At 30.5% G+C, this 12,870-nt stretch carries 9 protein-coding genes; 5 read left to right on the top strand and 4 right to left on the bottom strand.

The genetic code is table 11. The features are described from left to right. Positions 1 to 394: 394 nt before the first annotated feature. From GQR97_RS09750 to GQR97_RS09770, 5 genes are all read left to right on the top strand, one after another. Entirely contained in the window at positions 395 to 1,879 is a 1,485-nt protein-coding gene (locus GQR97_RS09750; protein ID WP_158847874.1) for a hypothetical protein, read from the top strand. A gap of 179 nt (positions 1,880 to 2,058) precedes the next feature. Beyond that, entirely contained in the window at positions 2,059 to 3,111 is a 1,053-nt protein-coding gene (locus GQR97_RS09755; protein ID WP_158847876.1) for a sugar-transfer associated ATP-grasp domain-containing protein, read from the top strand. Positions 3,112 to 3,343: 232 nt separating this feature from the next. Then, positions 3,344 to 3,952, top strand: coding sequence for a DUF2652 domain-containing protein (locus GQR97_RS09760; RefSeq protein WP_158847878.1), 609 nt, complete (start codon positions 3,344 to 3,346; stop codon positions 3,950 to 3,952). Between the two features lie 456 nt (positions 3,953 to 4,408). Beyond that, positions 4,409 to 4,834, top strand: a complete 426-nt coding sequence (locus GQR97_RS09765) for a hypothetical protein (RefSeq protein ID WP_158847880.1) — start codon at positions 4,409 to 4,411, stop codon at positions 4,832 to 4,834. Between the two features lie 3 nt (positions 4,835 to 4,837). Continuing rightward, complete coding sequence (locus GQR97_RS09770) at positions 4,838 to 6,613, top strand: Ig-like domain-containing protein (protein WP_158847882.1); 1,776 nt, start codon at positions 4,838 to 4,840, stop codon at positions 6,611 to 6,613. 229 nt (positions 6,614 to 6,842) lie between these two features. Here GQR97_RS09770 and GQR97_RS09775 read toward each other — a convergent pair whose 3' ends face one another. The 4 genes from GQR97_RS09775 to GQR97_RS09790 form a co-directional block, all read right to left on the bottom strand. Next, complete coding sequence (locus tag GQR97_RS09775; RefSeq protein ID WP_158847884.1) at positions 6,843 to 9,203, bottom strand: GumC family protein; 2,361 nt, start codon at positions 9,201 to 9,203, stop codon at positions 6,843 to 6,845. Between the two features lie 479 nt (positions 9,204 to 9,682). Next, positions 9,683 to 10,408, bottom strand: a complete 726-nt coding sequence (locus tag GQR97_RS09780) for a WecB/TagA/CpsF family glycosyltransferase (protein WP_158847886.1) — start codon at positions 10,406 to 10,408, stop codon at positions 9,683 to 9,685. Positions 10,409 to 10,610: 202 nt separating this feature from the next. Continuing rightward, entirely contained in the window at positions 10,611 to 11,834 is a 1,224-nt protein-coding gene (locus GQR97_RS09785) for a glycosyltransferase (RefSeq protein WP_158847888.1), read from the bottom strand. Then, positions 11,831 to 12,865 (bottom strand): acyltransferase family protein, encoded by a 1,035-nt coding sequence (locus tag GQR97_RS09790; RefSeq protein ID WP_158847890.1) that lies wholly within the window; start codon positions 12,863 to 12,865, stop codon positions 11,831 to 11,833. Before GQR97_RS09790 ends, GQR97_RS09785 begins: the two co-directional genes overlap by 4 nt. Between the last annotated feature and the right edge of the window lie 5 nt (positions 12,866 to 12,870).

Here is a 12,870-nt window from a genome sequence, read left to right on the forward strand (position 1 = left end):
ATTAATATAATTTAAAAATGGTTTAAAACGAACTATTAAAAAAAAATAGAGATAGCTAAAAAAAGACTAAACAATTAGTATATTTATAATAATTTAAGCTTCGATTTAAGAAAACCAGCTAAGGTACAGATGAATCCAAATATCAAATACAAATCATATCGAAGAAATAATGTAAGTTTGCCTGAATTAACAATTTATAAAAAGCATAGCTCAATCCGTTTTTTGATTTATAATGAGCTAAAAAAAATATTTTAAAAAGGTATAAATGAAACTAAAAAAGTCAGCCTATTTCGGTATGCTATATTTACCATATTTCCTTAAGGTAAATGGAGTAACAAACTAAATGACTGGAAGCTAAAGTTATCATTTTAACAAAATATGCGAGATTAAAAGTATGAGTTTAGAAAAATTAAAATTTAGAAGACAATTTTTACTATCACCAAAGTCTTGCTTTGAATTGGAGGGCTGGAATAAGGAATTATTAGGAGAGCATGAGTTGTATGTGCATCCAGATTGTTTAAAAGCTGTAGTTACCACTAACGGTAAAAAAGGAGTGTTGCTCGGGCATATATTGAACCCAAGGAAATCAGACCTAACAAATACTTCTATTTTAGAATCTCTATTGGAACAAAATAATGAGCAAGGTATTGCTGAGGTTTTGTACGAGTTAGTTGGTAGGTTTGTATTAATTATTGAGGAGAACAATACTTTTACTTTTTTTAATGATGCCTGTGGTTTAAAGTCTTTTTTTTACACACAATATAATAATGACTTTTATGCGGCTTCACAACCTTTGCTTTTAAAACTAGTTACCAAAGACCTTATTGTGGAAGGGGAGCGTTACAAGAGCTACCATAATTCAGATTATGTAAAAGGAAGTAAGGAGCACTGGTTTCCTAGTGGTACTTCATTATATAAAGATGTATACCATTTAGTGGCGAATCATTATTTAAAAAGTGAGTCATTAGAGCAAACAAGATATTGGCCAATTAAAAATTTAGAAATTGGTGGTTATGAAGAAGCCAAAGAAAAATTTGCCGAGCTTTTAAAACTTACAATGGAAGCTGGTAGTAAAAAGTATAATCTTGGTTTAGGTCTTACAAGTGGTTATGATAGCCGAATATTACTAAGCGCTAGCAAAGATGCTGCAGAGCACATGTTGTTTTACACGTTGCAATATAGAAACCTCGATAAATATTCCAATGATATAAGGATACCTGTTTCTTTAACAAGCAAACTTAAAATACCTCATAAGGTTATGGATTGCCGCATTCCTATTACTGAAGCATTCAAAAAAGTGTATTTAGAAAATTCAGATATGGCACATCTTGATGATTGGGGCGCTATTGCTTATGGTATTTCTCAGAATTTACCAAAGGATACAATGTCTGTTAAAGGAAGTTGCTCAGAAACAGGGCGTTGTTTCTTTTATAAAAATGGGGTTCATCCTAAATTTAACTCTAGTCAAGATTTCATTGATACCTACCCTAAATGGAAAGGGATTCCTTTTATCGAAGAACGTATGGTGGTGTGGTATGATGAAGTTAAACAATCAAAAAATAATAAGGGTTATAACATTCTAGACTTATTTCATTGGGAAATGAGTACGGGTAGTTGGCAAACGCAGAGTCAGTTAGAGTGGGATATTGTTCATGATACCTTTACACCCTTTAATAATCGAGAGCTTTTAGATATTATGCTTCATATAGATACAAAGTATCGGTCAAAACCAGATTATATTTTATACAGGGATACGATGAAGATGCTTTGGCCAAAAGTCTTACTGGAGCCTATAAATCCTGAAACTTCCAAAGTAAAATTAAAACAAAAAATTAAAAGCGCATTAGTGAAAATAGGTTTAGAAAAATATAATAAATAGGCACTTGTTTTGATTAGAGCAAAAAATATTTAATCAAGAGTTTTTCTCCATAATAGTTTGATAATTATACTATAAATTACTTTTAAGAGGTTGTCTGTTTATAAAATTTACAGGTAATATTTCGAGAGTAAATCAGCTTATTTTTTTAAAGATCATATATAAATATTTCAGTTATTTCTATGAAAGCAAAACTTATATCTAGTTCCAAACAATTTGTAAATTTTATTAAAAAGTATAATTATAACCATAGTCATCATCTTATGGCTAAAAATGCGCTTAAAACTATTGAGTCTATTAGAGGTAGTACTAACCCCAAGTTGATTAATCTGTCTAATGAATATGCAAAAGATGTATTAGGGTGGAGTGGTTATGCGCCATGGCTTAAAGCTTATAGTGCTATGGTTGGCGAATTTAAAGAAGGATGGATTCCGGAAAATTATTTTGGAAGCATTATTGTGCCTAAACTTCAAGGTGAGGTAGGAAAAACTTCTTTTTTGAAACCTTTATCAAAAAAACTCTTTAATAGTTTCGATTTTCCAGATGTGGGGTGTTTTGTAAATGGAACGTTTTATTCAGAAAATTACCAATGTATTAAAGATACTCATGTTGCTCAATATTTATTTAAAGATACGGATAAAGTTGTTTTTAAGATCAATAATTCTGCGCAAGGTATGGGAGTCATAGTTGTGGATCAGGAATCTTTTAATCTTAGTCAAGTGAAGCGTTTGGGCGATGGTGTTTTTCAGAAGTATATTAAACAACATTCATTTTTTAATCAAATAATGCCTAATTCTGTTTCTACTATTCGTGTACTCACTGTATTGACTAATGATGGCAAAGCATCAGTAAGGGCTGTTTATCTTAGAGTTGGAAGAAATCGAGACTCTCATGTTATGTCAAGTTCACAAATATCCATTCCTGTTGATGTGGAAAATGGTGAATTGAATAATCTAGGTCATTCTAAATCTTGGTATACGCTAGATACTCATCCAGATACAGGATTTGAATTCAGGAACAAGAAAATTCCAAATTTTGATAAAATCATTAAAAAATCACTTGAATTGCAGAGTTCCATGCCTTTTGTAAAATGTATTGGTTGGGATCTGATTCTAGATGAAAATGATAACGTTCAGGTTATGGAATGGAATGGTTTTCATACAGGTATTGGTTTTGCAGAATTCACGCAAGGTCCTTGTTTTAAAGGCTTAGGGTGGGAGAGTCTTTGGAAATAAATTATATGGCCATTTAAAAAGATATACTTTAAGGTTATAATCTTTATGAATAAAGAACTTATAAAAGTGTTAAGGTCTATTTTTTAATTTGAATAATTAATAACGCAAAAGAGCATCATGTTAAAAATGGAATTAATTGTAAGTAAAACGTGGTTTAAAAATTAAGAAATATTTGTTTTTCATTCATATTTTATAGTTCTTATACTTTTAAATTAAACTAATTTTTAAAATCATGGAACAAACACCAGCGCCAACATTAATTTGTATCCCGGATATTAGCGGATTCACTGAGTTTATGAGTTCCACCGATATTGAGTTAAGCTCACAAATAATACCAGCACTTTTAAATAAGGTCATTTATTCCAATAACATAGGGTTAAAAGTTTCAGAGATTGAAGGTGATGCCATTTTATTTTTTAAAACAGGACCTTTACCCACATTTAAAGCTTTGGTAGAACAATGTAGATTATTTTACACCGAATTTTATAAGCAATTAAATCTGTTGGATCAAAAATATGGGTATCGCGCAAAAGGTGTTGATATTCCCGATGTTTTAGGCTTAAAAATAATTTTGCATTTTGGAGAAAAAATTAGTGCCGTTCAAATAGGGAAAAATATAAAACTTATGGGCGAAGATGTTATTATAGCACATCGTTTGTTAAAAAATAAAATTCCTTTTAATGAGTACATCTTACTTTCTGGAAATATATTGGAGCAATATAAAGGGGAAGATTTAGAACATAATTTTGGCTGGGGTCAATTGCATGAAAATGATACTACTTATAAGCATATTGGTGATGTTAGTTATAATTATATAAATTTAGAACCTTTGATAGAATAAAAAGCCAGTATTAAAAATGGGTTATTAAAATATTGTAATAGGTTAATATCCTTAAAGTTATCAAATATGTCAAAAACAAGTTGGAACATGTTCTGTTCTTTATTGATTAATCTTTTTCTGAAAAGGAGATCTATAAAACCCCGTTAATATTGAAATTCTCGAATTTACCCGATTTACTGCTTCATAAATCATGATTACCACCATTATTAACGTTTAGTTACACATTCTAATTAAAATTTTAAAATACCTTTATAGATTATGGGTTTAGTACCCTAAAAGGTTTTTGAATTTGAGGTTTTAATGTTTTTTAATGTGAATAGCTATTTATAAGAAAAGTGCATCTCAAAAAAATATGAACATATTTTGAGTAAAACGCAATTTAATAACAGCAAACGTTTGGTAGTTTACCGTATTTTTTAGTTCTTAGACTGCTAATTAATCTAAGTAATTGAAAGTATGGAACTAACCCCAACTTCAACATTAATTTGTAACCCAGATATTAGCAGATTCCCTGATCTTATGAGTTTTACACATACGGAGTTTAACTCACAAATATTTCCCTCATTTTTAAATAAAGTTATTTATCCCAATACTGTGGGGTTAAGAGTTTCAGAAACTGAAGGCGACATTATTAGTCACATTGTAGCGTTTAATTTCGGTTTTAATTTTAAAGGCTTGCTTTTTTTGCAATGGTTATACGTTTTTGTAGAAGCAATGGCACACCTATATACATTAGGTTTTAAGTTTTATAATCGAATTTCTACCTTTAATCGATTAAAAAATAGATTAATTTCGTACAGAGAGTGTATTTCATCGAATAAATATTGTATTATGGCGTTTTTTGTGATAAAAGTAGTATTCTTGAATTCCCAAAACACTTAACCTATGAAATTAAAAAACAAACCTCGCGCAAAACGTATGCTACCAATAGGAATTCTATTATCAACCATACTTTTATCTTGTAGTACTGAAAATGAAGCGCTTTTCGTAGAGGAAGCCGCTGTTACCAAAGATGCTGGTAGTAATGAAGACGTTGATACATATTATGTTGGAGATGATAATTTTACGGTCAGATCCAGTAAAACAAAAGTTTTTGATGTTTTAATAAATGATAATATCCCTAATTTTCATGAAGTTAGGATTTCTGATGTATCCAAACCAACAAATGGAACTATAACAGTAAATGAAGATCATACTATTGAATATATCGCTCCCATAAGCGGTTCAGAAATTAGTGATACCTTTACCTATACTGTTGAAGCGCTTGATGGCAATGGTGAATTATTTACAGATACAGGAGATGTTACTGTTATTGTGAGTGCTGAAATTAAAAATTATTTATTTACTGCTGAGGCGAAAAAAACACTCAAACAAAGATTTGAAAATGATTATGTTACAGGTGTAGGTTTTTCAAGCGATTTTACTCTTATTAAGAATAATATACCTTCATTTCTAGCAAATCCTACATTATACAGGCCTATTTATGGGGAGTCTCCTGTATATCAAAAAGAAAGGCAAATTTTGTCTCATTCTGCGATGTATGCGTATGCATTAGATAATGAAGAAGTTGCTAATGCGGTAGTTATAGAGATACTAGCAACTATTAAAGCAAATGACTTAACGACCTCTTACTATAATAATATTAATATACGTGAGATGAGTGCTTATATGATCCAATCGTCTTCAATTAAGAAAATGAAGGACTCATATAGTCTTACTAAAAACGTACAAAATGTTTTAACCGATTCTGAAACAGTATTGATAGATACATGGTTTTCAAGGTATAAAGATATTTTATATACATGGTTTAGAAGTTATACAGAAGTATATTGGGGTGAAGATTGGGATGTAAACGGGTTAACGCATTTTTGGCCTGAAGGGTTGTATCCTTTAGGGTCTGCAGCGGTCAATCCAATAGAGGATGCTAACGGAAATCCTGACTTAAATTACACAATGGCGTGGGCGCAAGATGTATTCAACAATAGAATTTTAGACACTTTAATATATTTAGAGTCGTGGGCTGTCAGTAATAACGATCTTGAAATAGAGCATTTTTGTCGTGAATTTTTTAAAGTTGTGATTAAATACGGTACTTTTTCAGATGGCTCTTTTTGGGAACTGATTAGAAATAAAAGTGACTATGATAATACAATAGGTGTTTTCTACACAAATGTAAGTTTAACGACATTGGTTTCTATGGCTCATTTAGATGCTATGGCAAATCACTTTCCTGATGATAAGCTTTATGATTACGCTACCACAGAAGGAATTATTCAAGGCTCAACTAATATAACAACTAATGGATATGCAGGAAGTAGCACGACAGATGGTATAACCCAAAAGAGCCTTAAAACTCTAATTTTAGGTCAATCTAATTATTTACGAAGTTTTGTTTATGGAGGTTGGAATGATATTAGGTTTTATAACGGAGCACCATTGTCAACAGTAGGAAAAAGACAGAATTCAGTGCTTGCCGCCATGGCTAATTTATATTATAAGGATATTGATTTAAAAGATTATTATTTGTATAATACCAGTGTTGGTTATCCTGCTAAAATACAAATTAGTGAAGGTTATGGCTTACCAGAAGATTATGGGTCATGGGGAAATCTTATTGTAGGTGGCGCATGGTTTGAACAAGAAAATAATTTCTTTAATTAAAATAAATAGTAATTTATAGCTTTAATGATAACTTGAACTTTCATTATTATAAATCAAGGCTTGGCATCTAGTTAAGCCTTTTTTTATGACATAGTGTACCATTGTGAATAAACTTTTATCTTCCATAAAAATCATAAATTTAAATAAAACTAAAAAACCCCTATGGATTTAAATACCATAGGGGTTTTTATCTAGTTAAAGTTAGAAGTATATTATTTTAAGGCATTTTTTAACTTTTACTAGTTAACCTTTTAAACCATGAGGTCTTCACATCATCTTCTCCATAACCATAACCATAACCATAACCTTTTTTTACGTCTGTTCCGTTTATAACCACAGACATATTAGGAATTCTTTTTTCGTTATATAATTTTACAGGAACATCTAAAAGGCTTTTGTCTAAATAATTAGCGCGAACCATATAGATAAACAAATCGGCTTTCGATGCAATTTGTAAGGTGTCTGTTACCATGTTAACGGGGGCGGTATCTACAATTACATAATCATAATGTAGTTTTCCATAATTTAAAGCCTCGTCAAAACGTCCATTTATCAGAAGCTCCGAGGGGTTTGGTGGTACCATTCCAGACTGGATAATATCGAATTCACCATTTTTAGCGGGCTCTATAATGTTTTTTATGTCAACACTGTTATCGGCCATAAAAACGGATAATCCCTTATCTGTAGTTGGCATTTCTAAATATTCTGCTACTTTTGGTTTACGTATATCAGCACCAATAAGGAGTACTTTTTTGTTAGACATAGCAAGAACGGTTGCTAAATTAATAGCTACAAATGTTTTTCCTTCACCAGGAATGGTAGAAGTAATGTATATCGTTTTAGAGCTGTCTTTCAAGTTACCCAACATAAAATTCATGTTGGTTCTTAGCATTCTAAAAGCTTCGGCAATATTCCCTCTGTCAGATTTTGTAAGAATTTTATTTTTGTCTAATGTTTTTGGAATGTTACCTATAATAGGCGCTTTTAAACTGTCCTCGACATCTTCTTGATTGCGTATTTTAGTATCTAACATAAATATTATGGATATAATTACAAAAGGAATAAGGAAACCGAACAACAATGCTATAACATAAATCATTTTTTTGTTGGGGCTTACAGGGTAGTAGCTACCGTCTGCCGAATCAATAAGTTTGGCGTTTGGTACGGTTACGGCTAAAGAAATTGAATTTTCTTCTCGTTTTTTTAATAAAAATAAATAGAGTGTTTCTACAATTTGTTGTTGGCGTTGTATATCTCTATACTGACGTTCTTTTTTTGGAGCAGAGGTTATTTTGTTATCAATACGTTTTTCCTGAGATTGTGCTTGCCCTAAAGAAATCGTTAAACTTCGCTTTAAATTGGCTAAACCTTGATTTATACTATTATACAATTGCGATAATTGTGCATTCAAATTTAGAAGTACAGGATTGTTTTTTCCAGAACTTTGCATGAGTCTATTACGTTCTAGTAATAAAATATTGTACTGAGTCGTGCTCGAGTTCACTTGGTTGGAGTTAAGACCTAAATTTTCCGGAATTAAATTATCCGAATCTGGATTCATATTTTCAAGCACATAGTCTACCAGTTTTAATTGGGTCCTTAAATCAATAATTTCTTTTCCTACTTCAGAGTTGGTTTGTAAAACAATGCCTGTTTCAACAGTAATGTCCGTTAGTTTATTACTTGATTTAAATCTTTCGGCTGTTTTGTCAACCTTTCTTAAATCATCCTCAATGAGTTCTAAACGTTCGTTAATAAAGGTATTGGTATTATTACCTATCAAACTTTTATATTCTATGGCATCCTTATTATATTGTAGGACTAATTCATCTAAAATACGCTCTGCTTTTATTTTTACGGGGCTTCTTAAAGTTAGTTTTAAAATACTTGCTTTTTTATTCCATAAACTCACATCAATGCTGTTTCTATAAGCATTGGCAACATCTTTTATAGGCGCTGTGCTAACAATATAGACTGTATTAATATCGGCTTCTGTAATTTGTTTCGGTGTAATAATCAGTTCACCATCGGTAATTGCAATTTTTTCACCGTAGGTATGTGTTACTGCAGGTGTTTCTTCACCATGGGATAATTCAAATTTAGTATCCGAAAGAATTTTAACGGTAAATGCTGTTCTCCTCCAAAAAAATGTAGAATCTTTAATAAAAAAAGCCGTTTTAAAAGGCAGGTCATCCTTATATATTTCTTGATTTATGACGTTACCTTCTTTAAAATAACTAATATTAAGCTCTAGTTTGTTTACAACGCGTGTCATTAAACTTCTAGACGTTAAAATACCCATCTCATTTTCAATATTTTTAGAATTACCTCCACCTAGGCCTAATTCTTCAAAAGCAGCCAGTTCTGTAGGTAATCCACCACCGTCTTCATTATCAATCAAAATAGTTGTAGAAACCTCGTAGGAGTTTGGGGTATAGCGCAAATAGAAGTAAGCGCTCATTAAGGCAAGAAAAAGTCCTAATACAAACCACTTCCAATAGTATAGGTATTTTTCAACTTTTTGGCGAATATTGATGTCCTCGTCGTCATCGATAAACATATAATCCTGAAAGTTTTCTTTATTTTGCATATTATATTATATTAAGATTAGGGAGTGATAAGTGTATAGGTTGAAGCTGTTATTGCACCTGTATTAGGTCGGATTAGAGCTGTGTTGATTATAATTGAGACTGTTTTCATAGTTGAAAGATGTATTTTTTAAGCGACTACTTTATATTTATCATGAGTAATCTGTTAATGTTTAACATATCAGTTTGCTATATATTCGGTTCATACTGTCGTCAGGTTTTATTATTATAATAACTGCTATCTCTCTATTATAGAGTTTTTAGTAGCTTATTTGCTTACAATAATAGTATTTTTAGAAATGAATACTTCGTTTTTTTAATTATTTTCTTTGTACATTAAAAAACATCGATGAAAACTCTAAAAAACACTCTTTACTTGCTCTTTAACAATGAGATTCGTTTTAATAAATGAAATATAAACTGCAGGTTTGTTCAGAATATCATTTATTTTATGCTCTCTTGCGTTATGGGTATTTTGGTGTTAAAACAATGATTGTAGTTTTTCGAGAAATACATAATAGACAAATTTAGTATTCCCAACTAAATACCTGCGCCACATACGTTTGGGTTCTTTTACTAGTCTATACAACCATTCCATACCCAAATTAAGAATCCATTTGGGCGCTCTGTTTACGGTGCCTGCATAAAAATCGAATACGGCACCTATAGAACATATTACAGAGGTATGGAGTTTCTCTTTATACTCGTGGCCCCACTTTTCTTGTTTAGGTGCCGTCATGCCAATAAAAAGAATATCCGGAGAAAACGCATTCACTTGGGCAATCATTTCACTATTATCTTCCTTGTTAAATGTTGCTTTATATGGTGGTGAATAACTAGCAAGTTTTACTTTAGGAAATTCTTGGGAAACTCTATTTTTAATAAGGGCCAAGGTGCTCTCTGAAGCTCCTAAATAAAACACTTTTAAACCTTTTAAATGGGATTCCGATAATAAATATTGGTGGATGTCCCAACCTGCAATTTTCTTGATTTTTTTACCTCCTAATAATTTAGAAGCTAGTACAATACTAGTGCCATCTGGTAATAATATATCACTAGTATTTAATACCTCTGCAAAGTGGGCATCTTTTTTAGCCATACAAAAGGAATAGGCATTTATAGTATTTATAAAACACTTGCTATCCGTTTTTATTTCGGAAACTGGTTGACTAAAAATTTTGTTTTTAACAATATCTGTTAAATTCATATGTAAAGGAACTTTGTTTTTAAGTGATAAATTTTTATTTAATAACCTTGCAATTTGACTTTTTAAAAATTATTAAATTAGACTTCAATTTGTTTAAACATGTTTTATACATGTGGGATATAATACTTTTGTTTATTTTATATTTTTGTTTATCATAAATGTCAAAATTTTATAATGTCGATGATATAGTAATTAAAGTATTCTATTTTTTTAAAGATTCATTATATAATTTTATCATATTTTTAGCCTTTAGATCCCATGATAATTCAATTTGACGTTGTTTACAATTATTGGATAACAATTCTAGCTTTTCCCTATTATTAAATAAGTCTTTAATTTTTTTTGCAAAATGGATAGACGATTGTTCAGGATTACTTAACTCAATTTTAATTCCAACATTTTCATTTATTGAATCTCCTTGGCCACAAGTATTAAAGCATAATACTGGTAAGTTATTGCTTATAGATTCTAGTACTACATGAGGTGTGCCTTCTGCTACACTAGTGAAAAAAAATAAATCACATTTTTGCATCAATTGCTGCACTTCACTATGTTTTATTAAACCGTACCATTTACATTGATTTTCTATACCTATGCTTTTTGCCAAAGACTTATAGGCTAAATCATCGCCACCGCCTACAATATGCAGCACAATGTCTTCGTTATTTATTTCTTTTAAAGTCTGTATTGCAATAGGTAATTGCTTTCTAAAATCAAGTTTCCCTACCCACAGTAGGTCAAGGTTCTTTTTATTTGTTTTATCTACTATTTTATGTTCTTGGATATAACAGCCAGTTTCATTTAATAAAGGGGAGTTTATTCCAAAAAAGCGATTAAAAGAGGTTTGGGAATTCGTAGATGCAGAAACAACCACAGAAGCATTTTTAACAGCTATCCGAAGACGTTTTGAATGTTTAAGCTGCAGATAGGTAATCCGATTCTTAAGATTTATGAAAAGCTTTGTTTTTAAATCAGCCCCATTAAGATAAGCTACAGGGAATTTTTGTTTAGCATCGACAGGTCCCCAAATTAGTGGAACATTTGTAATTTTCCATAAATACCCAGGTTCTCTAAAACCAATCATATTTAATTGATGTAATACATCAATTTTATTTGTTTTTAGGATTTCTTGAGCTATTTGATATGTTTTAAATTGCCACTTTTTATAATGTTTGTAAAACCGCCAATCGCCCTGGTTCCAGCACATTTTTCGAATTTCGACACTAACAGGGTTGTAATGAAATGTTAAATTAGTTCCTTGAGGTAATTCTTTTACAGCAGCTTCTATTTCTTTTTGCCATTCGCCTTCAGTTATTACTATTACCTTGCAATACTTAGCTAAATTGATGACCCAGTTCCATGCCATTCCGGGTTCAGATCCCATATTTGGGGCGCAAGCATACGCATTAATTAATACAGAAATCATAGTGAAATTTTTAAGTTTTTTAATAATTTTCCTTCAATTATTTTCTTATATAAATAAATCGTTGGTAGCATTAGAAGCATTACGATTAAAGTACAAATTAAAGAGGCTACGATATCAGTTCTAACTTCTAAAACAGACTTTTCAGATACAACAGAATAGGTAAATATAATCACCCTTTTTATAGGATCGTGAATACATAATATCACTAATGAATTAATACCAAAAAAAGATAGAGTATTAGACCAATACATATTCATTTTATAGGCTACTAAATCTACAAATAATAAGAGCATTGCAATTGTAAAAAATGCAATTAATATATAAATTAAATTAGTATTATAGCTTGGTAAAAGGTGTGTGTTTGGAATATAATCTAATATAAAACTAGTATAGATTATAATCATTAAAATAAGTAATATTCCTTTTTGAAAAAAACGGAGTAAGTTAAGCTTCATAAAATATTTTCCAAAATAAAAAAACAATAATGAAATTGATGCTTTAAACAATTGAAAAGGCAGATCAAAGCCTAAATGGATAAGCTGTAAAACATAAAACCCGATAGTAAAAAACAAAAAAACCAATATTAATTGAACTATAAAATTTTTGAATTTTTGAACATAAAAATTCATAATCTCTATAGATAGCAAGCAGGGGATAAACCATAGAGGAGTGTTATAGTGGCCTCCATAAAATACTCCAATTATAGGGGAATACCAAGTTTCATAAATGTCGCTTGCTCCTGGTCTAAATTTTGATTCTATAAAAACCCAATACAAGTATGTTAAAATATAGAAAAACAAATAAGGTAGAATTAGATTATTAAAACGCTTAATTAAAAGAGGTTTGATGCTATGTTTTTTTAAATTTTTTGAAAACATACCAGATAGTAAAAAAAATAAGGGCATATGAAAAGAATATATAAAATTATATAAAAAATCATGTTTATTATAGGTGTGTCCAAAAACAACTAATGTTATTCCTATAGATTTAGCTATATCAATGTAATAAATTCGTTTTTTTTCAACAAGCATCCTTA

The organism is Algibacter sp. L1A34, from assembly GCF_009796805.1.
In the GTDB taxonomy this organism is placed as follows: domain Bacteria; phylum Bacteroidota; class Bacteroidia; order Flavobacteriales; family Flavobacteriaceae; genus Algibacter.

What these genes read in the sequence shown, in the direction of transcription:
- GQR97_RS09750 (WP_158847874.1), top strand. Translation starts at nt 395, where the DNA reads ATGAGTTTAGAAAAATTAAAATTTAGAAGACAATTTTTACTATCACCA.
- GQR97_RS09755 (WP_158847876.1), top strand. Translation starts at nt 2,059, where the DNA reads ATGAAAGCAAAACTTATATCTAGTTCCAAACAATTTGTAAATTTTATT.
- GQR97_RS09760 (WP_158847878.1), top strand. Translation starts at nt 3,344, where the DNA reads ATGGAACAAACACCAGCGCCAACATTAATTTGTATCCCGGATATTAGC.
- GQR97_RS09765 (WP_158847880.1), top strand. Translation starts at nt 4,409, where the DNA reads ATGGAACTAACCCCAACTTCAACATTAATTTGTAACCCAGATATTAGC.
- GQR97_RS09770 (WP_158847882.1), top strand. Translation starts at nt 4,838, where the DNA reads ATGAAATTAAAAAACAAACCTCGCGCAAAACGTATGCTACCAATAGGA.
- GQR97_RS09775 (WP_158847884.1), bottom strand. Translation starts at nt 9,203, where the DNA reads ATGCAAAATAAAGAAAACTTTCAGGATTATATGTTTATCGATGACGAC.
- GQR97_RS09780 (WP_158847886.1), bottom strand. Translation starts at nt 10,408, where the DNA reads ATGAATTTAACAGATATTGTTAAAAACAAAATTTTTAGTCAACCAGTT.
- GQR97_RS09785 (WP_158847888.1), bottom strand. Translation starts at nt 11,834, where the DNA reads ATGATTTCTGTATTAATTAATGCGTATGCTTGCGCCCCAAATATGGGA.
- GQR97_RS09790 (WP_158847890.1), bottom strand. Translation starts at nt 12,865, where the DNA reads ATGCTTGTTGAAAAAAAACGAATTTATTACATTGATATAGCTAAATCT.